Source organism: Christiangramia qingdaonensis (genome assembly GCF_048381525.1).
GTDB lineage: Bacteria > Bacteroidota > Bacteroidia > Flavobacteriales > Flavobacteriaceae > Christiangramia.
In genome coordinates this window covers 253,156-277,135 of sequence record NZ_JBLWIM010000012.1, presented here as the reverse complement: position 1 = coordinate 277,135, position 23,980 = coordinate 253,156, and the positions used below count along the sequence as shown (strand labels likewise).

At 39.1% G+C, this 23,980-nt stretch carries 19 protein-coding genes; 13 read left to right on the top strand and 6 right to left on the bottom strand.

Features of this window, described 5'->3' with window-relative positions:
• Position 1: 1 nt before the first annotated feature.
• Positions 2 to 607: a lipoprotein signal peptidase gene (locus ACNI3T_RS06125; protein ID WP_418227073.1), complete on the top strand. Its 606-nt coding sequence runs from the start codon at positions 2 to 4 to the stop codon at positions 605 to 607.
• A 2-nt stretch (positions 608 to 609) separates the two neighbouring features.
• Here ACNI3T_RS06125 and ACNI3T_RS06120 read toward each other — a convergent pair whose 3' ends face one another.
• Genes ACNI3T_RS06120 through ACNI3T_RS06095 form a run of 6 tightly spaced genes read right to left on the bottom strand, consistent with a single transcriptional unit; the run spans position 610 to position 5,395 of the window.
• Positions 610 to 1,026 (bottom strand): response regulator, encoded by a 417-nt coding sequence (locus ACNI3T_RS06120; RefSeq protein ID WP_322301702.1) that lies wholly within the window; start codon positions 1,024 to 1,026, stop codon positions 610 to 612.
• Positions 1,027 to 1,035: 9 nt separating this feature from the next.
• Positions 1,036 to 2,490, bottom strand: a complete 1,455-nt coding sequence (locus ACNI3T_RS06115; RefSeq protein ID WP_418227072.1) for a PAS domain-containing sensor histidine kinase — start codon at positions 2,488 to 2,490, stop codon at positions 1,036 to 1,038.
• A gap of 53 nt (positions 2,491 to 2,543) precedes the next feature.
• The gene (locus ACNI3T_RS06110) at positions 2,544 to 3,116 is read right to left on the bottom strand and encodes a 5-formyltetrahydrofolate cyclo-ligase (RefSeq protein ID WP_418227071.1); all 573 of its coding nucleotides are present in this window, start codon (positions 3,114 to 3,116) and stop codon (positions 2,544 to 2,546) included.
• Positions 3,103 to 4,098, bottom strand: coding sequence for a succinylglutamate desuccinylase/aspartoacylase family protein (locus tag ACNI3T_RS06105; protein WP_418227070.1), 996 nt, complete (start codon positions 4,096 to 4,098; stop codon positions 3,103 to 3,105). The genes ACNI3T_RS06110 and ACNI3T_RS06105 overlap by 14 nt, the downstream gene beginning before the upstream one ends.
• Positions 4,099 to 4,101: 3 nt before the next feature.
• The gene (gene rimK / locus ACNI3T_RS06100) at positions 4,102 to 4,974 is read right to left on the bottom strand and encodes a 30S ribosomal protein S6--L-glutamate ligase (protein WP_295178420.1); all 873 of its coding nucleotides are present in this window, start codon (positions 4,972 to 4,974) and stop codon (positions 4,102 to 4,104) included.
• A 1-nt stretch (position 4,975) separates the two neighbouring features.
• On the bottom strand, positions 4,976 to 5,395 hold the full coding sequence (locus ACNI3T_RS06095; protein ID WP_418227069.1) for an ATP-dependent zinc protease family protein: 420 nt from the start codon (positions 5,393 to 5,395) through the stop codon (positions 4,976 to 4,978).
• A gap of 153 nt (positions 5,396 to 5,548) precedes the next feature.
• Here ACNI3T_RS06095 and uvrC point away from each other — a divergent pair, with 153 nt between their 5' ends.
• The 12 genes from uvrC to ACNI3T_RS06035 all read left to right on the top strand — a co-directional run bounded on the left by uvrC (position 5,549) and on the right by ACNI3T_RS06035 (position 23,978).
• Positions 5,549 to 7,348 carry an excinuclease ABC subunit UvrC gene (gene uvrC, locus ACNI3T_RS06090; RefSeq protein ID WP_418227068.1) on the top strand — a complete coding sequence of 600 codons (1,800 nt, stop codon included), beginning with the start codon at positions 5,549 to 5,551 and terminating at the stop codon, positions 7,346 to 7,348.
• Positions 7,341 to 9,569 (top strand): patatin-like phospholipase family protein, encoded by a 2,229-nt coding sequence (locus ACNI3T_RS06085; protein WP_418227067.1) that lies wholly within the window; start codon positions 7,341 to 7,343, stop codon positions 9,567 to 9,569. Before uvrC ends, ACNI3T_RS06085 begins: the two co-directional genes overlap by 8 nt.
• 171 nt (positions 9,570 to 9,740) lie before the next feature.
• Positions 9,741 to 10,907 carry a homogentisate 1,2-dioxygenase gene (locus tag ACNI3T_RS06080; protein WP_418227066.1) on the top strand — a complete coding sequence of 389 codons (1,167 nt, stop codon included), beginning with the start codon at positions 9,741 to 9,743 and terminating at the stop codon, positions 10,905 to 10,907.
• A gap of 103 nt (positions 10,908 to 11,010) precedes the next feature.
• A complete protein-coding gene (gene hppD / locus ACNI3T_RS06075) occupies positions 11,011 to 12,153 on the top strand; it encodes a 4-hydroxyphenylpyruvate dioxygenase (RefSeq protein ID WP_322301710.1) in 1,143 nt (380 codons plus the stop codon).
• Between the two features lie 294 nt (positions 12,154 to 12,447).
• Positions 12,448 to 13,224 carry a DUF3108 domain-containing protein gene (locus ACNI3T_RS06070; protein ID WP_418227065.1) on the top strand — a complete coding sequence of 259 codons (777 nt, stop codon included), beginning with the start codon at positions 12,448 to 12,450 and terminating at the stop codon, positions 13,222 to 13,224.
• 2 nt (positions 13,225 to 13,226) lie between these two features.
• The gene (locus ACNI3T_RS06065) at positions 13,227 to 14,195 is read left to right on the top strand and encodes a tryptophan 2,3-dioxygenase family protein (protein WP_418227064.1); all 969 of its coding nucleotides are present in this window, start codon (positions 13,227 to 13,229) and stop codon (positions 14,193 to 14,195) included.
• A gap of 4 nt (positions 14,196 to 14,199) precedes the next feature.
• Complete coding sequence (locus ACNI3T_RS06060; RefSeq protein WP_418227063.1) at positions 14,200 to 15,432, top strand: peptidoglycan DD-metalloendopeptidase family protein; 1,233 nt, start codon at positions 14,200 to 14,202, stop codon at positions 15,430 to 15,432.
• The gene (pgi, locus tag ACNI3T_RS06055) at positions 15,433 to 17,064 is read left to right on the top strand and encodes a glucose-6-phosphate isomerase (protein WP_418227062.1); all 1,632 of its coding nucleotides are present in this window, start codon (positions 15,433 to 15,435) and stop codon (positions 17,062 to 17,064) included. It begins immediately after the preceding gene.
• A gap of 447 nt (positions 17,065 to 17,511) precedes the next feature.
• On the top strand, positions 17,512 to 20,046 hold the full coding sequence (locus tag ACNI3T_RS06050; RefSeq protein ID WP_418227061.1) for a TonB-dependent receptor: 2,535 nt from the start codon (positions 17,512 to 17,514) through the stop codon (positions 20,044 to 20,046).
• Positions 20,047 to 20,056: 10 nt separating this feature from the next.
• Entirely contained in the window at positions 20,057 to 21,775 is a 1,719-nt protein-coding gene (locus tag ACNI3T_RS06045; protein WP_418227060.1) for a hypothetical protein, read from the top strand.
• 96 nt (positions 21,776 to 21,871) lie between these two features.
• On the top strand, positions 21,872 to 23,509 hold the full coding sequence (locus tag ACNI3T_RS06040; protein ID WP_418227059.1) for an Ig-like domain-containing protein: 1,638 nt from the start codon (positions 21,872 to 21,874) through the stop codon (positions 23,507 to 23,509).
• Between the two features lie 34 nt (positions 23,510 to 23,543).
• Entirely contained in the window at positions 23,544 to 23,978 is a 435-nt protein-coding gene (locus tag ACNI3T_RS06035) for a hypothetical protein (protein WP_418227058.1), read from the top strand.
• Positions 23,979 to 23,980 lie beyond the last annotated feature (2 nt).

Sequence of the window (23,980 nt, the reverse complement as noted above, 5' to 3'; positions counted from 1 at the left end):
CATGTCGCTTAAAAAAGCCGGAATCATTATTTTCCTGATCTTATTAATAGATCAGATTTCCAAAATTTATATCAAAACACATTTTGCTCTAGGTGAAGAGATCGAGGTTTTCGATTGGTTTAGTATTCTTTTTGTTGAGAACGAAGGAATGGCGTGGGGAACCAAGATCCCTGGTGAATATGGCAAGCTAGCCCTCACTCTTTTCAGGCTGGCCGCTATAGTTGGTATTGGTTACTGGTTATGGGATGCAGTTAGAAAGAATGGCTCAAGAGTATTGATCGTTTCAATCGCGCTGATCTTTGCCGGAGCTTTTGGAAATATCATCGATTCTGTTTTCTACGGAATCATCTTTGACGATAGCTACGGCCATGTAGCAAGTTTTTTACCTGAAGCTGGTGGCTATAGTTCAATTTTCTACGGAAAGGTGGTAGACATGCTGTATTTCCCTCTGTGGAAAGGTTATTTACCTGATTGGATCCCATTCTGGGGTGGAGAGTACTTTACATTCTTTGAACCGGTATTCAATATAGCAGATTCAGCGATCAGCGTTGGTGTAGCTTTACTTTTAATATTCAATAAGAAAGCTTTTCCGAAGGAAGAAGAATAATATCAGGCAGCAGTTTTATCGAAGATCTTTTCGAACTTTTTAAGTTCGATAGGTTTTATTAGATAGTCTGTAACCATATTAAATGATTTCACTCTCTCAAGATCCCGAGGGTCTATCGAAGAGCTAACCACGTAAAGGGTGATCTTTTTATTCAGGTTGTTCTTGATCTTCAGGAATTCATTTAAAAACTCCCAGCCATCCATTACAGGCATATTAAGATCCAGGAATATGATATCTGGCAGCAAATCTTCATGGGTAACAGAAGACATGGTTTTCTTGAAATAATCCAGTGCTTCCTTACCATTTTTATAGATTAGAAGATTCTCTGATAATTTTTTGATCTCTATGATCTTCTTAACCAAGTTCACGTATATCTTATCATCATCGATGATACACGCTAGTTCTACTTTCTGCCCCATTGTATAGATCTAGAATTTTATTTTAAACGTAGTCCCTATGTCAAGGGTACTACTTACAGATATGGCTCCCCCTAGAGCTTCCACCTGGTTTTTGGTAATGAATAAACCAATACCTTTTGCTTCCTGACTGGTATGATGAAAGGTTCGGTACATTCCAAACATTTTATCACCATACTCGTCGAGATCGATCCCCATTCCATTGTCACTTATCTCGAGAAATTCCTTTTCGTTCTCAATATATGTCTGGATAAAGATGACCGGTTTACGACCAGGTTGTTTGTATCTGATCGCATTCGTGATTAAATTTAATAAAATACTTTCAAGATACTCAGGTATATAGCTAATTTCTTTCAAATCCTGAAACTCAGCGACGATTTTTGCATTTTCCCGATTAATGAGTGATGATATCGATGCCAGAACGATCTCCAGAGCCTCTTCAAATTTAATTTTGACCCTTTCTTTCTTTAGCGAACTTTGAACACTAACGATATTGTTCAGTCTTGAAATCGCAGAATCCAGGTTGCCAGCCACATCATCAACATTGGCCAGTAGATCCAGTTTATCTCTATCTGTCTTGGCCTCTCGTAACAATTCCACAATAAGACTTAAATTGCTACTATGGGATCTTAAATGATGTGAAACGATGTGGGCAAAGTTGAAAAGTCGGGAATTTTGCGAAGCAATGATGTCCAACGAGTTCTGAAGATTCAGTTCATTGTTTTTGTTTTCGTCGATGTTCTGTAAAACTCCCCTTATTCCAATCACTTGTTGATCATCATCATAAACCGGTTTTCCTGTCAATCGCACCCAGTATTCTCTGTTCTGAAATGAGATCATTTTCAATTCCAGTTTAAAAGGAATCCCGAAGTTCTCACATTTATCAAAGGCAGATTTCATTCTGTTATGATGTTCTTCAGCATAGAAGCTTTCCCGCTTTTCATAAGCAGGTTGAAAATCCCGGGGGCAATCGAGAATTTTCTTGGTTACATCATCCCAGTAAATATTCTTATTGATCGTGTCTACATACCAGCCTCCGGTAGAAGTCATTTCTGCAGTTTCGCGATAGTAGAAGAAATTTTCTTCGATCGTGTACTGGTCCCGCTTGGTTTGGTGTATATTTACAAATAGTAGTACCGCAGTTTCCCTGAAGGAGTTATCCTTGCTTTTTAGATTCTTGCATTCAAACCATCGATACTTTCCATTCCCAAGTTTCAACTTGATCTCAAATTTGAAAGTTTCATCATCAGCGATAAGTTTTTCAAAATGAATTCGGAAATCGTAGCGATAATCGGGATGTAGAATATGATTGATAAAAAACTCAAAACGATCTTCTTCGATCTTAGGATCACCTACAAGTTTGCTGAAATGATCTGACCAGCTAATCTCCTTGGAAAAGAGATTGATCTTCCAATAGGCGATATCGAAATCCTGAAGTATGCTGTTTAACTGAAGGTCGCTAAGCATTAGGGTCTTTTGGCAATGTTAAATGTACATTTTTAAGCTAGTTGTAGCAAAAATTATTTTTTCCTGAAATCGTAGATCCTGTTTGGGGTAACGCAATAGTCCAGTGGAATGTCACTTGTATATACATCACTGATCTCATCTACTGGTCCATAGAAAGAAACACCAATTTTAATGATGTCTTTCTTGCAGCGGCTTAAAAAGCGATCGTAAAAACCCTTCCCATATCCAACTCGGTGTCCGCTTTTATCTAATGCCAGAAGAGGAATAAAAACAGCGTCCAGCTGTCGTGCAGCAATCTGGATGCCTTCTACCGGTTCAGGAATATTCCATTGATTCTTAACGATCCTTGTTTGATCTGTTAGTAAGTAATTGATCATTTCACCAGTTTCAAAATCAGATTTGGGAACAATGATCTCTTTGTCTTTTCCCTGTAATACATGTAGCAAATATTCTGTATTTACTTCCTTTTGTTCAGCAATACTTAGGAAAATATGAAAGTATCGTGCATCCCAGATGCTTAGTTCAAGACATTTATTCGCGATATCTATGCTCATGCTCTCGATATCTTCCTGAGCAAGCTGACTGCGTAAAAGCTTAAATTTCTTCCTGATCTCAGACTTCTTCATCGAAAAGCGCTTTTGATTGCATGGATATGTGAAAGATGGCATCACCCTGATATACGATCGGGGATTCATTGATATTAATCACATAACCCTCGCTACTGCTCTTGATCTTATGACTAAATTTACCATAGGGATCGGTAATTGTAGCGATATATTCACCCTTTTCAACATGTTTGCCACAGGGAATCTTGACATGTAGAAGACCACTATACTTTGCCCGTAACCAGGAACTATTCTCGATAAGAACAGTGTCTCTTTTTACTTCTGGATATTCAAATTTATCATTCAGCATTTCCAGATGACTAAGAATACGCATGGCGCCGTCTACACCCACTTTTGCTACATCTTTATTGGAGTCCAGGGATTTTCCACCTTCGAACAGCAAAACGGGAATTCCTAATTTTGAACAGGTTTCCCGGTAGGATTTTGTGATCGTTTTGGAATGTATGGTAAAAGGAGCGTTGAAGATCTTCGCATATTTAATACTTTGTTCATCGCCTTTTTTAACTCGTATTTGTGGAGCATTGAACCTGGCAGCACCTCCGGTATGGAAGTCCAGGCAAAAATCTGCTATTGGTAGTATTTTTTTTACGAATTGATAAGCGAATCTACTGGCCAGCGACCCATTTTTTGTTCCTGGGAACACACGATTAAGATCACGTCCATCAGGAAATTCACGAGCCATGTTTAAAAATCCGAAGATGTTCACGATAGGGATACAAATCACGGTACCCACTTTAGGTTTGTTGACACCCTTCGAAATGATCTGCCTTACGATCTCAACTCCATTGATCTCGTCGCCATGAATTCCTGCTGTTAGAAGAACAACTGGACCAGGTTTTTTGGAACGTTCAATAATGACCGGCACCTCCACAGATGTGGTAGTGTATAGCTTGGCCATATTAAAATTTATGGTCGCTCTTTTACCCGGCAGTACTTTTTCTCCCAGGATCTCAAGAACATTGTTCTTGTCTATTCGCGGCATATGTTAGACGTTTCGTTCAATATATCTAATGATCGTTTTGGCGATATCTTTTCCAGTAGCTGCTTCAATCCCTTCCAGACCAGGGGAGCTGTTTACTTCAAGTATAAGAGGACCACGACTACTTTGCAGCATATCCACACCTGCTACACCAAGAGCCATTGCTTTCGCTGCCTTGATAGCTGCATTTTCCTCTTCATCTGTTAGCTGAATGATGGATGCTGAACCTCCACGGTGAAGATTCGATCTAAACTCACCTTCTTTCCCCTGTCTTTTCATCGCACCTACAACCTGTCCATCTACCACAAAAGCCCGAATATCTGCTCCACCGGCTTCCTTGATGAATTCCTGCACGATTACTCTTGCCTGTAGCCCGTTGAAGGCTTCAATGACAGATTCTGCGGCATTTTGAGTTTCAGCCAGTACGACTCCTAATCCCTGAGTACCTTCTAGCAATTTAATGATCACCGGGGCACCACCAACATGATCCAGAATTTCAGTCACATCTTTCGAATAGTTGGTAAAAACAGTTTTAGGTAAACCAAGTCTTGCTCTCGATAATATCTGTAAACTTCTTAATTTGTCCCTGCTTCTTACCAGCGCCTGTGATTCGGTCGTGGTAAATGTTCCCATCATTTCGAATTGTCTTACTACAGCAGTACCGTAAAAAGTTACCGAAGCTCCAATTCTTGGGATTACCGCATCAGTATCATCCAGGAAATGGTTTTTGTAGTAGATACTTGGTTTCTTCTTTTCAATAACCAGGTCACACTTTGTAGGATCGATCACTTCTACTTCGTGGTTGCGCTTTTTAGCGGCTTCTACCAGTCGGCTTGTAGAATAGAGTCGGGGATTTCTGGATAATATTCTAATCTTCATATTACTTCAGGTTAAAAGAGACATCGATAAGCTCGGTGTCTACAATAAATTTTTTGGTTAAAAACTTTCTTCCAATTAATACCGGATATCGCATTTCCTGTCTGTCTGAAAGCGATAGGGATATTTTAAATACTTTTCCGAAGAGCCTGATATTGGTGCGTACCAGATATCGTTTCTGGATGATCCCGTTACTACTTCTTACAAATACAATGTCGTAATCCTTAAAAATAAAAGCTTTGCCATTATATAAAGGATGTTCAGCATCCAGAAAGGTACAATGCAGTTCATCATCAACTTCTTTGATATTCTCGCAATGTATCGAGGAGTTATAGGCTCCCGTATCAATTTTAATGGCGATGTCGTTGAGGTGTAAAGCAGGAAAATCTGCCTTGTCAAATCTTCCGATCACAATCTTCTCCATAATGCAATATACTAAAATGCCCTAAGTCTGGGAGCTGTGCAAAGTAAACGAAAGATTATACAATATTTTGATACGTAGGGTGATATTCTTAAAATTTACTTCGGAAACCAAAAAAGGTTTAGTGAGCTTATTTTAATGTTTATTTTTGAGGTAATGGAAAAGCCAGCTCTGGACGTACAATTAAAGACTTTACCCAATAGCCCGGGTGTTTATCAGTATTTCGATAAGAATGGAAAGATCCTTTATGTAGGGAAAGCCAAGAATTTGAAGAAACGGGTGACTTCTTATTTCACCAAGAGACATGATAGCCATCGAATTGGAGTCATGGTCAAGAAGATCCATGAAATAAAACATATCGTAGTTGCTTCAGAAACCGATGCATTGCTCCTGGAAAATAATTTGATCAAGAAACATCAGCCCAGGTTCAATGTAATGCTAAAGGATGATAAGACGTACCCGTGGATATGCATTAAAAATGAGCGGTTTCCACGTGTTTTTCCTACCAGAAAACTGGTTCGTGATGGCAGCGAATATTATGGACCATTTACAAGCTTTAAAACGGTAAACACACTGCTCGATCTTATCAAAGGATTATACAAGTTAAGAACCTGTAATTACGATCTTTCCGAAGAAAAGATCCGGAATGAGAAATATAAGGTTTGCTTAGAATATCATCTTGGTAATTGTGAAGGACCCTGTGAAGCTTTGCAGGCTGAAGAAGAATATAACCGCAATATTGAAGCTATTCGCCAGATCGTAAAAGGTAATTTCAAGGATTCCCTTCAGCGTTTTCGGAATCAAATGAAAGAGCATGCTGAGAATATGGAATTTGAAGATGCTCAGCGTATCAAAATCAAGATCGATGTGCTGGAGAATTATCAATCCAAGTCTACAGTGGTGAATCCACGTATAAATAATGTAGATGTTTTTTCCGTAGTAAGTGATGAGGGTTACGGTTACGTGAATTTCCTCCAGTTATCTCACGGTGCGATCATACGCTCCCATACCATCGAGATGAAAAAGAAACTGGACGAAAGCGACCTGGAATTGCTGGAACTGGCCATAGTGGAAATCAGGCAGCGTTTCAGCTCGAAATCTACTGAGATCTATGTGCCTTTTAAGGTAGATGTTGGTGAGGACCTGAAGATCACGGTTCCAAAACTGGGTGATAAAAAGAAGATCGTAGAGTTGTCCCAGCGAAATGCCAAATATTTCAGGCAGGAACGATTCAAGCAAATGAAGATCATAGATCCCGACCGTCATGTGAACCGGATTATGGCGCAAATGAAGGAAGATTTGCGACTTAGCGAAGAACCCCGGCATATTGAGTGTTTTGATAATTCAAATATCCAGGGAACCAATCCGGTTGCCGCCTGTGTGGTATTCAAGGATGGAAAACCGAGCAAAAAGGATTATCGAAAATTCAATATTAAAACCGTAGAAGGCCCGGACGATTTTGCTTCTATGGAAGAAGTAGTCTTCAGGCGTTATCGAAGATTGCTAAATGAAGATGAGCCGCTTCCACAATTAATTATCGTTGATGGTGGAAAAGGGCAGCTTTCCAGCGGTGTTAAGGCACTGGACACCTTAGGTCTCCGCGGAAAGATCGCCATCATTGGGATCGCTAAACGACTGGAAGAGATCTACTATCCCGGTGATTCCATACCTTTATATCTGGACAAAAAGTCTGAATCTCTAAAGATTATTCAGCAGCTTCGAAATGAGGCGCATCGATTCGGAATTACATTTCACCGGAATAAAAGAAGTAAAACCGCGTTAAATACCGAACTTGAGTCCATCGCTGGGATTGGAGAAAAAACAGTCATTGATTTACTGAAGAATTTCAGGTCTTTAAAGAGAGTGAAGGAAGCAAGTGAAAAGGAACTTGCTGAAGTGATCGGGGCTGCAAGAGCAACCATCGTCTATCAATTTTATCATAAAGAGAATGCGTAAATATCTTTTCATCCTTAGTCTACTCATTTCCTTTGGAGCAATTTGCCAGGAAGAGGATAGGGCAAAGGTTGGACTGGTATTAAGCGGAGGTGGTGCCAAAGGTCTTGCCCATATAGGTGTGCTAAAAACCCTTGAAGAGCAGGGTGTCAAGATCGATTATATAGGAGGCACCAGTATGGGTGCAATCATTGGCGGACTCTACGCTTCCGGCTATTCTGCTACCGAACTTGATTCTATTTTCAGGACTACACAATTTGATATCCTTATTCAGGATAATCTGCCAAGGCGGGCGAAAACTTTCTACGAAAAGGAGGATTCAGAAAAATATGCGATTACACTTCCTTTTGACAATTTTGATATTTCATTTCCCAGCGGACTTTTTAAGGGTCAGAATATTTACAATTTACTATCAAGACTTACCATTCATGTAAGTGATGTAGAAGATTTTAGCGAATTACCCATTCCGTTTTTCTGTATTGCAGCCAATGTGGAAACCGGCGACGAAGTAATTCTGGATAGTGGATCACTGGCTAAGGCAATTTCAGCCAGTGGCGCGATTCCAACTCTTCTCAGTCCCATAAAAATTGATGGACAGTTATTAACAGACGGTGGGGTTGCTAATAACTACCCAATCGAAGAATTAAGGCGTCGTGGAGCTGAGGTCATTATTGGGGTGGATGTGCAGGATAGCCTTGTTAAAAGAGATAAATTAAGGAGTGTGTTTGAAATTATGAGTCAGATCTCAAATTTTCGTACGATCAATGACATGAAGGAGAAAGCTCCAAAAACAGATATTTACATTAAGCCGAATGTAAATTCTTTCTCGGTCATGGCTTTTGACAAAGGACAGGCGATCATAGATTCTGGAGCGGTGGCCGCAAACAATATGCTAGAGGAACTTAAGGTGCTGGGTAATCCTGATGATAGCTTATTAATTCGTAAGCCGGTTCCAAAGATCGATAGTTTTAATATTAGTGCACTTTCAGTAGAAGGAAATAATACCTACCCACGAGCTTATGTGCAGGGTAAATTAAAGCTTGACTATGAAGAAACATACAATTTCGATGATCTGAATATTGGGATTAACAACCTTTCTGCAACCGGTAACTTTGAGCGCATCAATTACCAGCTAATTCCAGAAGATGAAAATGGCAATTATGCACTTGCCATGCAAATTGAGGAAAGTGAAAACAAAATGCTGTTGCGACTGGGATTGCATTATGATGAGCTTTATAAAAGTGGTGCGCTGGTGAATCTTACCCGCAAGAGTTTACTTTTCACCAATGATGTTGCTTCTCTGGATCTTATTGTGGGGGATAACCTGCGTTACAATTTTAACTATTACCTGGATAAGGGTTTTTACTGGAGCTTCGGAATAAATTCTCGCTATAACACTTTTGACAAAGGCTTGCTCTTAAATGGCATCAGGGATACTGAGGGTATTAGTGAATTTCAGGATATAAGAGAGCTGGAAGTTACAGTGAGAGATTTCACCAATCAGATCTATGTGGAATCACTTTTTCAACAGGTATTTTCCATAGGTGTTGGGCTGGAACACAAGTATTTGAAGTATAGCAGTAATACTTTTAACGATGCCATCAATCAAAGTCAGGAACTGGTTCTGGCAAATGACCACTATGCCGGCGCCTTTGGATACGTGAAATTCGATTCTTACGATAATAAATATTTCCCCACCAAAGGAGTTCGTTTTGATGGAGACTTTCATATCTACCTGTATTCTTCAGATTATAATAATGATTTTTCTGAATTCTCGATCGCAAAGGGAAGTTTGGGTTACGCTATCCAGCCTTTTCCCAAATTCACTACGCGAATAAGTACAGGAACTGGTTTTAAGATAGGAAATGATGAAAGCCAGGTACTGGATTTCTTTCTGGGTGGTTACGGGAATGATTTTATCAATAATTTCAAACCTTTCCTGGGTTATGATTTCTTAAGCCTTTCCGCAGATAGTTATATAAAAGCGCAACTGGAGTTTGACTATGAGCTTTTCAGAAAGAACCATATTATCGCCAGCGCCAATATTGCCAATGTTGAAGATGACCTGTACACGACTGGAAACTGGCTAAGCATGCCCGATTATAATGGCTACGGAATTGGTTACGGAATCGAAACTTTTATGGGGCCACTGGAAGCAAAATATTCCTATTCACCCGAGACTAAAGAAAGTTACTGGTTCTTTAGCCTGGGATTCTGGTTTTAGCCGTCAATGGTCTGTAATCATTTTATCATTCTCGTGCCCGGTTTTTACACTAGATTTAAGATTAGTTCGGTAAATTTTCTTGATATTTGTGTAAATCGAAATAAATACTGGAAATAATAACAATCCTTCAATAAATGAATTCATTTTTGATCGATTTTAAAATATAATCACATGCCTTTTTATCATAAACTCGGCAAGATCCCACACAAGCGCCATACGATTTTCAGAAAACCTGATGGAAGCCTTTATTATGAGCAACTTTTTGGAACTATTGGTTTTGACGGAATGTCTTCCAATCTGTATCATGAACATCGCCCGACTCAGGTGAAGGAAATCAAAGGAAGTTACGATGTACGACCGAAGGTTGCGATTGAAAATAACCTGAAATCATACCGTTTAAAAGGTTTCCAGATAACTCCGCATCCGGATTATTTACAGAGTAGAAAAGCAGTTTTGACCAATGCAGATTGTGATATTATTCTCGCTTCCCCTCAAGGTTCTACGGAAGATTATTTCTACAAAAACTCTGATGCAGATGAATTGATTTTCGTGCACAAAGGATCTGGTAAACTTAGAACTCATCTTGGAAACATAGATTTTAAATACGGAGATTATTTACTGATCCCAAGAGGTACGATCTACAAGATGGATTTTGATGATGAGAACAACAGGCTTTTTATCGTAGAATCCCGCAGACCGATCTATACTCCAAAACGATACAGGAACTGGTTTGGACAACTGCTGGAACATTCTCCATTTTGTGAAAGAGATTTACGCCAGCCGCATGAACTGGAGACCAATGATGAAAAAGGAGATTTTCTAATTAAAATTAAGAAGCAGGGAGAAATTTTCGATATGGTTTATGCGACACATCCATTTGATGTGGTAGGCTATGACGGTTACAACTATCCTTATGCCTTTTCAATCCACGATTTTGAACCAATCACCGGAAGAATACATCAACCGCCACCGGTACATCAAACCTTCGAGACAGACGCTTTTGTAGTTTGCAGTTTTTGTCCCCGTAAATACGATTATCACCCAGAAAGTATTCCTGCGCCTTACAGTCACAGTAATATTGATAGTGATGAAGTGCTCTATTACGTAGATGGTGATTTTATGAGTAGAAACGACATCGAAGCTGGTCATATTTCATTGCACCCGGCGGGAATCCCACACGGGCCGCACCCGGGAGCAGTCGAAAGAAGTATCGGGCAGGTAGAAACTGAAGAGCTGGCTGTAATGGTAGATACCTTCAAGCCGTTAAAACTTACAGAAGAGGCGATGAAAATTGCCGATGAGACCTACTATAGGTCCTGGTTAGATGGAGAGCATTAAAAGATGAAAGAAGATTTATCAGCACAGGATAGAGCGATGTGGTAATATTTTGAAATTTGATTTCGAATTTATATCATATTTACATCCTTTAAAATAAAAACCAATGTCAACAGATAGCACATCATTAAATTTAGAAAAAGTAGTTCCTGAAGCAGAAGATTTTCTGCCAATCCTTGGAACAGACTTTGTAGAACTATACGTAGGAAATGCCAAGCAGGCGGCCTATTATTATCAGCACGCATGGGGTTTCCAGCCAATCGCTTATTCGGGTTTGGAAACTGGTCGTAAAGACAGCGTTTCTTATGTAATGCAACAGGGGAAAATTAGAATTGTTCTTACTTCACCATTGCAGCCGGAAGGTGATATCAATGCGCATATAGACAAGCATGGTGACGGAGTAAAGTTCGTGGCACTATGGGTGGACGATGCGAGAAAGAGCTATGAAGAAACTACAAAAAGAGGGGCAAAATCTTATGTAGAGCCATATGTAATGGAAGATGAAAACGGGAAAGCCGTGATCTCAGGAATCCATACTTATGGAGAAACCATTCACCTTTTTGTAGAACGTAAGGATTATACCGGACCATTTTTACCGGGGTACAGAATTTACAATACTAAAACTCAGGTGCCAGATACAGGTTTACAATTTATCGACCATATGGTTGGAAATGTAGGATGGAACGAAATGGACAAATGGGTGGAATTCTACGGAAAAGTAATGGGCTTTGCCCAGTTGGTATCTTTTGATGATAAAGATATCTCGACCGACTATACCGCGCTTATGAGTAAGGTAATGAGCAATGGGAACGGTAGAATTAAATTTCCTATTAATGAGCCTGCGGAAGGAAAAAAGAAATCACAGATCGAAGAATATATCGATTTTTATAATGGAGCCGGAGTTCAGCATATCGCTTTAGCTACAGATAACATTATCGAAACAGTAACAGCATTAAGAGATAGAGGTGTGGAATTCTTATATGTTCCGGAAACTTACTATGATGATCTACTGGATCGTGTTGGTGAGATCGATGAGGATTTGGAGCCGTTAAGAGAACTTGGAGTACTGGTAGATCGCGATGATGAGGGGTATTTGTTACAGATCTTTACAAAACCGGTTCTGGACAGACCCACTATGTTCTTCGAGATCATCCAAAGAAAAGGTGCTCAATCCTTCGGAAAAGGAAACTTTAAAGCTTTGTTCGAAGCCATTGAAAGAGAACAGGATTTGCGAGGTACATTAAATTAAGATTAAATATCTGCTAAAATTTAAGTGGAAAAATGAAATAAATGACAATCTGGTAAACGTTTAGTTAAAGTTTATTTAAGAGTTGTGGGTAAGGGAGAAATATGAGACTTTTGCACCGCATTTCTGGAGTGGTTACCAGAATTGAATTTTTTTTCATAATTTAAGTTTTAGTTGGTTAATAAGACAAAATTCCCCATCATTAATTTGATGGGGTTTTTTTGTTTTGATACTTTTGGAATAGTAATTGTAATCCACCATACGCCTGAAAATTCTGTTACTTAGACAATTAAACCTATGAGAAATTATATTACAATTACCTTCCTTTTTTTTATGTTGGCGACCGGCAATATGTATTCCCAAAATGCATTTGGTGAAGGAGAGTGGTTTAAATTCAGAATACATTACGGTTTATTTAATGCGAGTTATGCGACGCTTGAGGTAAATGAAACTAAATTTCAGAATAAACCTGTCTATCATATAAAAGGACGAGGTAGATCTACAGGATTATTAGGTTTATTCTTTAAAGTGGATGATGATTACCAAACCTATATCGATAAGCGAACCGGAAAACCTTATCGCTTTATTCGCGACATTAATGAAGGCGGTTATACGAAGGACCTGGTGATCGACTTTGATCATAATGACAAGAAAGCGCATGTTCTAAATAGAGAGAACAATCAGAAAAAATCATATTCTGTACCTCATAATGTACACGATATGTTATCATCATTTTACTATATTCGCAACCAAATTAAAAACGACGAGTTAGAGCCAGGTGATGAGATGCGTTTGAACATGTTCATCGATGACGAAAACCTCGATTTTAAGCTGGTTTTTCTAGGGCGTGACACTATTAAAACCAAGTTTGGTAAGGTTGCAACCCTTAAATTCAGACCTTATGTACTGGCCGGTAGAGTATTTAAGGAGAAAGAAAGTCTTACTTTCTGGATTAGTGATGATAAGAACAAAATTCCGGTGAAAATTGAAGCAAATCTGGCCGTAGGGTCTTTGGATGCCGATCTTGAAGCTTACAAAGGTTTAAAGCATCAATTTAGTATACAAGTGGATTAGATATGGAGATAAAACCCGAAATCGCGGAACGAATTGGAAAGCTTGAAGAAAAGTTCAAAAATTCGGGACAGGATATGGGGTCTTATCTGGATGGTCTCTTATATGACCGCTATCTTTCCTACTGGGATTATATTAGTGTAGATACATTATTAAGTTTACAGAAAACCAATACGCACTTTCCAGATGAGATGATCTTTATCGCTTATCATCAAATCACTGAACTATATTTTAAGCTCATCATTCATGAGCAAAAACAGATCATAGAAACTACAACACTCACATCTGCCTATTTCGTTGAAAAGCTGAATAGGATGAACAGGTATTTTAGAATTCTTATCGATTCTTTCGATGTAATGATCAAAGGAATGGAAAGGGAACAGTTTCTAAAATTTAGAATGGCATTACTGCCTGCCAGCGGATTCCAGTCGGCGCAGTTCAGGATGATCGAATTGTATTCGACCCCTTTGGAAAATCTTGTGGATTTTAATTTGAGAGATGAATTTACGGTAGAAAACTCTTCCGAAGAACTTTTTGAGAATATCTACTGGAAAAAAGGAGGTATCGATCTGGAAACCGGCGAGAAAACTCTTACGCTTAAGCAATTTGAAAAAAGATATACTCCACGATTTTTAAGAATCGCAAATGATGTATACGGAAACACCATATACCAGCGTTACCAGGCCATGCATGAAGATGATCGTCAAAATGAGGATCTACAGCAGTCACTGCGAAACTTTGATGTTAATGTAAATATTAACTGGTTGCTTATGCATATGGGTGCTGCTTACCGATATTTGAGCAAGAGAGACGAAACTATAAAAGCGACGGGTGGAACAAACTGGAAAAAATTCCTGCCGCCAAGTTTTCAAAGAGTTTCTTTCTTTCCCGATTTATGGAGTCAGGAAGAACTGAACGACTGGGGGAAGCAATGGGTGAACCATACATTTAATACTGAAAAACAAAAAGCATAAAAACTTGAAGAAATTAGGCTTATTAGTAATGCTAATGCTGGCAATGACTGCCTGCAATGACGATGAGAAAGAACAGGCCGTTAACGAGGTCGAGACCAAAAAGATTCCTGCGCTCGAGAAACAGTATGGTTTTGTACTGAATGACTTTGAGGTAGTACGGGATACGATAAGGTCTGGTGATAGTTTTGGTTACATCATGGATCAAAATGGCGTGGGTCATGGAAAGGTCTTTGAAGTTTCTGAAAAAGTAAAAGATACCTTTAACCCCGCGAGGATCACTGCCGGTAAAAAGTATATGATCCTCAAAGCAAAAGATTCGGCTAAAACTCCGCAATATTTCATTTACGAAAATGATAAGATCAACTATACGGTAGTATCTATTGGCGATAGTATTTATGCTGAAAAGAAGAAAAGACCCGTTACAGTCAAACAAAGAGAAGTAAGCGGAGTGATCACTTCTTCCCTTTCAGAAGCGATGCAGGCTCAGGGCTTGAGTAATCTTCTGGTTTACGAACTTTCAAATATTTATCAATGGAGTATAGATTTCTTTAAACTTCAGAAGGGAGATCAGTTCAAAATGGTTTACCAGGAGAAATATATTGACGATACTATTTTCGCCGGGATTGAAAAGGTAGATGCGGCAGTTTTCAAACATTCAGACAGACCATACTACGCCTTTAGTTATATGACCGACAGTATTTCTGGTCAGCCTAGTTTTTATGATGAAGAAGCAAAAGCATTACAAAGCTTTTTCCTGAAAGCTCCGCTCAATTATTCCAGGATCTCTTCAAGGTTTACGAAGAGACGTTTTCACCCTGTTCAGAAAAGATGGAAAGCTCACCTGGGAACAGATTATGCTGCACCACATGGCACGCCGATCGTAAGTACAGCTAATGGAACGGTGATCGCTTCAGGCTATACTTCCGGAAACGGGAATTATGTGAAGGTGAGACATAATGGAAAATATACGACACAATATCTTCACATGAGTAAGCGTGCAGTTAGAAATGGACAAAGTGTAAAGCAGGGCGATGTGATAGGTTATGTTGGAAGTACAGGACTTGCAACCGGGCCACATGTATGTTATCGATTCTGGGTGAACGGTAAACAGGTGGATCCATTTCGCCAGAACTTACCCTCAGCCGAGCATATTACAGACAATCTAAAAGACGATTATTTCAATCATATTGAATCGATTCGGGCAGAACTGGATCAAATTCCCTATAAAAGTATCTAGATGAAAAATATAAATCCAACCACTACCAAAGCCTGGAAGGAATTAGAAGATCATTATAAAGAGATCCAGGTTGAACATATGAAGAATATGTTCAATAATGATGAAGATAGAGCTGAGAAATTCACCATTAAATGGGAGGATTTTTATGTTGATTACAGTAAGAACCGGATGAATGAAACTACCGGAAAATTACTGAATAAGCTTGCTACTGAATGTGGTTTGAAAGAAGCCATGGATGCATATTTCCAGGGTGATGCCATCAACCAAACAGAAGGAAGACCGGTTTTACATACTGCTTTAAGAGCTTCAAATACCGCAAATGTTCAGGTTCATGGCGAAAATGTCATTCCTGAAGTGCAGGAAGTGAAAGAAAAGATCAGAACTTTTACTGATGAGGTGATTGAAGGAGAACGTAAAGGTTTTACCGGGAAGAAATTTACCGATATCGTAAATATAGGAATTGGAGGATCCGATCTTGGACCGGTGATGGTTGCCGATAGCCTGAAATTCTATCAGAATCATCTGAAATTACATTTTATATCTAATGTAGATGGGGATCATGTACATGATACCATTCAGGATCTAAATCCAGAAACAACCCTTTTCGTGATAGTTTCCAAAACTTTCACAACCATGGAAACTATAAGCAATGCCACTACTGTAAGAGAATGGTTTCTTAAAAAAGCTCCTGAAAAGGAAGTATCCAAACATTTTGTAGCGGTTTCTACCAATCTAAATAAAGTAGAAAGCTTCGGAATCGATCCTGATAATATTTTCCCGATGTGGGATTGGGTTGGAGGTAGATTCTCCTTGTGGAGCGCTGTAGGTCTTTCAGTAGCACTTGGAATTGGATACAACAATTTTGAATCTCTTCTGGAAGGTGCCCGCAAGATGGATGATCACTTCAGAAATACAGATATCGAAAAGAATATTCCGGTACAGCTGGCACTAATAAGTATATGGTATAATAATTTCTTCGGTGCTGAAAGTGAAGCGGTGATCCCTTATTCTCAATACCTGGATAAATTTCCATCGTACCTGCAACAGGCGATCATGGAGAGTAATGGGAAAAGCGTGGACCGCAATGGCGAGAAGGTGAATTACCAGACGGGAACGATCATCTGGGGAGAACCAGGAACGAATTCACAACATGCGTTTTTCCAGTTGATCCACCAGGGAACCAAGCTTATTCCTGCAGATTTTATTGGCTTTAAAGAAAGTTTGTTTGGAGATCAGGCGCATCACGATAAATTGATGGCGAACTATTTTGCTCAAACTGAAGCTCTTCTTAATGGTAAAACTGAGGAAGTAGTGGAAGAGGAGTTACGCTCTATGAGATTTAGTCAGGAAGAAATAGACAGGATCAAATCATTTAAAGTATTTGAAGGTAATAATCCAACGAATACCTTACTGGTTCAAAAATTAACTCCGGAAAGTCTGGGTAAACTTATCGCTATGTATGAACATAAGATATTTGTACAGGGCGTTATCTGGAATATTTTCAGTTATGACCAGTGGGGAGTTGAATTAGGAAAACAACTGGCGAACAAAATCCTCTCAGACTTTGAAACTAAGAATTCTGAAGGTCACGATTCCTCAACACAAAATCTGCTGAAGTTTTATATGAATTAAAATTTCAATTAATTACAAATATTAGGAAAGCCTGAAGTCTGGAACTTCAGGCTTTTTTTATTTATGCAAGCTCAAATCAATTTCGAAGATACATATTTGAACCGGCTGGAATGATGCAGATATCTCATTTTTAGAGAAGAGATTGGAAAATTATCTATTTCCAATTTGACAATTTTCGAATGATTTTATCCTTCAAAATTCATTTTAACTAAATATCCTGTGCATATTATTGTCCAGTTTAACGTCTTTAACAATGTCAAGACTAATTTTGAATCATTCCAATTAACATAATATTTTGTTTTCCTCTAATTAGCAGTATATTGCGGCGAAATTTGTTGAAATGTTAAACTTAGGTACGTTAAATATTTTAACATTGAGATAATGTTAGAGAAGAACAATTAGTTTTCTTTTGCATCGAATTTTAAACAAACTCAAACACACAAAAAAATGAGGAAATTATTACTCTTAGCGATGTTCTTAACATCTGCTACGATTTTTGCTCAAGGAACTGTTACCGGTGTGGTAATGGATTCCCAAACATCAGGTCCACTTCCTGGAGCTAATGTAATGGTAGTTGGTACTAACAATGGTACAATGACAGATTTCGACGGAAACTTCACTTTGAAGGTTGCAGAATCTGAAGGTACTATTAAAATTACCTTCGTAGGTTACACTTCTAAGGAAGTGAAATTCAATGTTACTGGCGACACTCAGGATCTAGGACAGATCGTTCTGGGTGCAGATGATAACGCATTGGATGAGATCGTGGTAACAAGTTTCTCACTTGCTATCGATAGAAAAACACCAGTAGCTGTTTCAACTATTAGTGCTGCAGAGATCGAAACCAAGATTGGTAACCAGGAATTTCCTGAAGTGCTGAAATCTACTCCTGGAGTATATGCTAACAAAGCCGGTGGTGGTTTTGGAGATGCTGAACTACGTATGAGAGGATTTGAAGGTGAAAACATCGCAGTAATGATTAATGGTGTTCCAGTAAACGATATGGAAAATGGTCGTGTATACTGGAGTAACTGGGCTGGTCTTTCTGATGTAACCAGAACTATGCAAACTCAAAGAGGTTTGGGTGCTGCTAAAGTTGCTGTTCCTTCTATCGCTGGTACGGTGAACATCGTAACTAAAACTACAGATGCTGAAAAAGGTGGAAGTATCTACGCTGCAACAGGTAATGATGGTTACACTAAGTTTGGTGCTACGGTATCTACTGGAAAGTCTGAAAATGGACTTGCTGCTACAGTATCTGCTTCAAGAACTGTTGGAGATGGTTATGTAGACGGTACAGAATTTATTGGATATAACTACTTCGTAAACATCGCAAAAGAATTTGGTGAAGATCACGAACTTTCTTTTACTGCTTTTGGTGCGCCACAAAGACACGGTCAACGTCAAAACAGATACACTATCGAAACTTACAGAGAGAGCGAAAGAGGTATCAAATTTAACGGAGACTGGGGTTACCTAAATGGTCAGGTTACTCATATCGAGGATAACTTCTACCACAAACCACAAATGTCCTTAAACCACTATTGGGATATTAATGACAATACTGAATTATCTACTGCACTTTACGCTTCCTTCGGAACAGGTGGAGGTGGTGGATGGGCCGGAACTAACAAGTTTGGTCTTGATTCTAAATACAGAGATGGTTACCTACAACCGGTAAACCTTGATCTAATCGTAGATGAGAACATTGAAAGAGGTGCTGATGGTTCTGAAACTATTTTAAGAGCTTCTAGAAACGACCACAACTGGTACGGTGCACTTTCTACTTTATCTACAGATCTTACAGATGATATCGAACTTCTTGCAGGTATCGATTTAAGATACTATAAAGGAGAGCACTTCCAGGAAGTTACAGATCTTCTAGGTGGACAGTACTACTTCGATGATTCGAACGTAAACAATCCTGTAAACCTTGCAAAGGTTGGAGACAAGATTAGCTACAACAATGATGGTATCGTTCTTTGGGAAGGTGGATTCCTTCAGGGAGAATATTCAAAAGATGATCTAGATATCTTCGTTTCTCTTGCAGCTTCGAATACATCTTACAAGCGTGTTGATTATTTCAACAACCTTGATTCAGACCCTAATCAGGAATCTGATTATGCACACTTCTTTGGATACCAGATCAAAGGTGGAGCGAACTACAACTTCACTAGAACTAGTGGTGTATTCGCAAACATTGGGTACTTTGAAAGAGCACCTTTCTTTGATGCTGTATTCCTAAACTTTGTAAACGACCTTAACCCAGACGCTGAAAATCAAAAGATCTTTAGTACTGAACTTGGATATACTTACAGAAGCTCTGTATTGAGAGCTAACGTAAACGTTTACAGAACTAACTGGAGAGACAGATCTTTGATCTACTCTTATAACAATCCTGATGGTTCTCTTGGTGTTGCAAACATTTTGGGTGTAAATGCAGTTCACCAGGGTCTTGAACTTGATTTCGAATACCGTCCTTTCGAGGAACTTTCTATCACAGGTTTCGCTTCTTTTGGTGACTACAGATGGGAAAGTGACGTAACGGGAGTACAAATCTTTGACGAAGAGCAGAATCTTATTGATGAGATCAACCTTTACATCCAGGATACTAAAGTAGGTGGTACGCCACAAACTACTGCTGGTCTTGGAGTAGACTATGAGTTCCTAACAGATATGAGATTAAGAGCTAACTATAACTACTTCGGTGATTTCTGGTCAGATTTTGATCCGGTAAGCCGTACGAATCCTGATGCTGGTGAGACCTGGAAACTTCCAGATTTTGGAACACTTGATGTAGGTCTTTCTTACGATTTCTCTGTAGCTGGATTTGATGCTGCTTTGAATGCGAACGTTTACAACATTACAGATACAGAATATATTGCTAACGCACAGAATGGTCTTCAGAACAACGCACGTACTGCACTTGTATGGTACGGTTTCGGAAGAACTTACACTGTAGGAGCTAAACTTAACTTCTAAACACAACACGATGAAAAAGACATTTTATGTACTAATGGCTTTTGTAGGTCTGGCTTTAACTAGCTGTGAGCCAATGGAAGACATTCATGACGAGATCGACAACGATCTGGATAGCCAGCTTGCTGTTGCTGAAAGAGATTATGTACTTACTGAGGATGACTATGAAGAACTTGGACAGAATTTTCCAAACTTCGGTTCAGTAGAAGATGCAAGAACTTTGATTCCTTCTTTACTTTCAGACCTATACCCAACTTATGGTGCAGGTTCAATTATTAATGTAGGATTCGATCTTTTCGATCCGCTTAGAGTTCAGGACTATTCAGTATCTAGCTCAGACTACGGTATGATCGATCTTTCTACAGACTATTTCTCTGGAATGGGAGATGTTGCAGATTTTCTTGACGCGAAATATCCACAGGCAGAAGATGGTGAGTATGTTAGACTAACTTACAATATTCTTGCTGAAGAGATCGCTTACGAGCTTTCTGCCGATGATTTTGATGTAATTGGAGACGAACTTGGAGATGTTTATCCAGATCCAGCATCTAGTGCTGCTCAATACAGCAACTTCGATAGAAGATCTGATAGAGACGCTTACTGGAGTAACGATATGATCGTTGAAGCTCTTGGTGTAGCTATTTCTGAAGAATTTGGAGATATCGCCGGTCAGCAGTATAACGTTACTTATGCTATCTATGATGGTAGCTCAGGAACTGAAAGCATGACTGTTCAGTTTGATGGTAATACTTATGTAGCTGTTGGTGGAACTTCTTACGAGATCAGTAGTGAAGATTATGATGCTATTGGTGATGAATTCGCTACTGCATATCCTGGACCAGCTGGAAATGCTGCCCAGTTTGGAAGTTTTGACGTTAGAGAAACTAGCGATAACTACTGGAGCGAAGACATGCTTTTAGAAGCTTTTGCTTTCGTAATTACTAGTGAATTTCCTGCAGCTCAGGATGGAGATCAGTTTGTGTTGACTTACAGAGTTTACAATGGTTCTGTAGCTACGATCGTGGTAAATCTTGTTCTTGACAGTGGTGCTGTCACTATCGATGAAGATGCCTCAGTTTCAACTATTGAAGAAACTAAAGTATTTGCTTACACGAACGGAGACTGGGATGAGCCTTATATGCTACCTGAAAATTCTTATACTGAAGAATTCGGTCAGCGTTTCAGCAACTTCGGAGACGAGGATGAAGCTCTTGCTAAAATCGCGATCTTCTTAGGAAGAGAATTCCCTTACGCTGAAGAAGGTGAATACAAAGCTGTTGCATATCGTTTCTACAACGGTGAAGCGACTGTAACTGAGTACGCCAACTTCGTATTCGAAGGTGGAGACTGGATGGCTATTCCTAGTGTAATTTCAGACGCACTTCAGTTCGGATATGAAGATGGAATGTGGGTGCCAGATAATACCATTAACTATACACTTACTTCTGCTGATTACTCTATTATTGCTGATGCACTTTCAGATAATACTGAACTTTCAACGCAACTTGCAAGTGTAGATCGTTATGGTAACTTCGACCGTCGTCCGGGAGCTAGTGCTTATTGGAATGATGATAATCTTTTATTAGCTATGCAAGCGCTTCTTAATGAAATCGCTCCAAATGCTGAAGAAGGACAGAAGTACTTACTTACTTTTGATATATATAATGGATCGAATACTACAGAAAGCCTAAGCCTTATTAAAGAAGGTGGAATGTGGGTAATCAACCAGTAGGTTCTAAACTCAATCTATATAAACCTCTTATCTTCACGGTAAGAGGTTTTTTTTTGACTTAAAATGTCAGATATTTGCAGCCACAATACACAAACTATGAAAAAATATACCGGACTTTTTTTGCTGGCGCTCATGTTGGGTTGCTCAGGTGATGATGATTCAACACCAACTCCTACGCCACCAGTTGAAGAAGAAAATCCAGTAGCAACGGCAGATGAACTTTCTGCTGTTCAAAATGAAACTTATACTTTCAACAGAGCTATGCTTCTGGAAAATGATGAGCTTGTGGATAATGCGATCATTACTGGCATAGATACTGAAACTGAAGCAGGAGGAACGATCACAGATAATCGTGATCAAACCTATACTTATGAACCTGCTAACGATTTCACAGGAAATGATACATTTTCTTATACCATCTGCGTACCTGGAGATTCCGATAGATGTTCCAGTGCTGTAGTTACCATTATCGTAGGTGACGCCGGGGAACCAATAGCGGCCGATGATAGTTATACTACCCAGGAAGGTAAAACCTATACTATTAGCAATCATCTTGATAATGACCAGGTGGTAGATAATGCTGAAGTTGCTTCCGTAGAAAGTACAAGTGGTAACGCTACAGTAACGCTACAGGATGATGGAAGTATTTTGTATGAACCTAATTCAGATTTTTCTGGTCAGGATACTTTTACTTACACCTTGTGTGACGATGATGAGACTCCTGGTTGTTCTACCGCCACAATAACAATGACCGTCGAAGACGAAGGTTCACCGGTTGCTTCAGATGATACTGTTGTAATTGAAGCTGGCACTTCCGAAGAAGTGATCACAAAACTTCTGGATAATGATGATCTAACTGATGATGCAACAATTTCTTCATTAGATGATTCGGCAAGTAACGCGACCATCGTTTTGAATAGTGATGGGACAGTTACCTATACGCCACAATCTGGTTTTATGGGAGAGGATACTTTTACATACACCATTTGTGATGATGATGCTGATGCAAGCTGTTCTACAGCTACTGTTACTGTAAATATCGTGGAAGCCGTAAAATTCAATGTCCCTGATAATCTAAAGGCATATTATTCAGACGCTAATTTTACCATAGATCCAGACTTGCTGTATTCAGAGCTTTCAGATTTTACGAACGCGCAACACACGAACCGTCTTACATATACAGATCGTCATGATTATCTATATGATGCAGATGCTGCTCTTGATGATGAATCTATGGTAGTGTTGATCTACTCTGGGGAACTTAGACCAGATGATGAATTTCAGTTAGGAGATCTTGACGGTGATGAAAGTTTTAATACGGAACATATTTATCCTCAGTCTCGATTAAACACTGAAGAATCTGTGAGTGACCTTCATTTACTAAGAGTTGCAGATGTAGACATTAATTCTGAAAGACTTAACTACCCATTTACTGAAGGTAGTGGAGAATACAAGCTTGTAGGCGGTGATAGTTGGTATCCTGGAGATGAATGGAAGGGAGATGTTGCCAGAATGGTAATGTATGTTAATCTTAGCTACGGCGATGATTTTGATGAAGTTGGAAATCTTGAACTATTCCTGAAATGGAACCGTGAAGATCCGGTTTCAGCATTCGAATTACAGCGTAACGACGTGATTGAAGCGGCTCAGGGTAACCGTAATCCGTTTATAGATAATCCATTCCTTGCTACTCTTATCTGGGGTGGTGATGCTGCGGAAAACCGTTGGGAATAGACTTCAGAATTAGAAACTTTTATATAGAAAATTTATGTATCAAACTGTTCAATTTATACACTCTTACTGGGCCTACCTGGTTCTAATAATGCTTTTGATCGCGACCTTTAATTTTATAATTGGATTTGCGACGAATAAGGAATATAGCGCGACCAATTTTAGAATCGCATTATTCACTTTGATCGTTTCTCATATACAGTTGCTAATAGGGATCGTACTTTACTTTACTTCTGGCAACATGGCCAGATGGGAAGGTGGAATGGGAGAAGTTATGGGTAATGATAGTATCAGACTTTACCTGGTAGAGCATCCATTAATGATGATCATCGCGATTGCTTTGATCACTATTGGTTATTCCAAACATAAAAAGAAACTTACTTCGAAGCCAAAATTCAAGATGCTGGCTATTTTCTACGGAATTGCATTTCTAGTAGTCTTATCCAGAATTCCATGGAGTGCATGGTTTTAGTT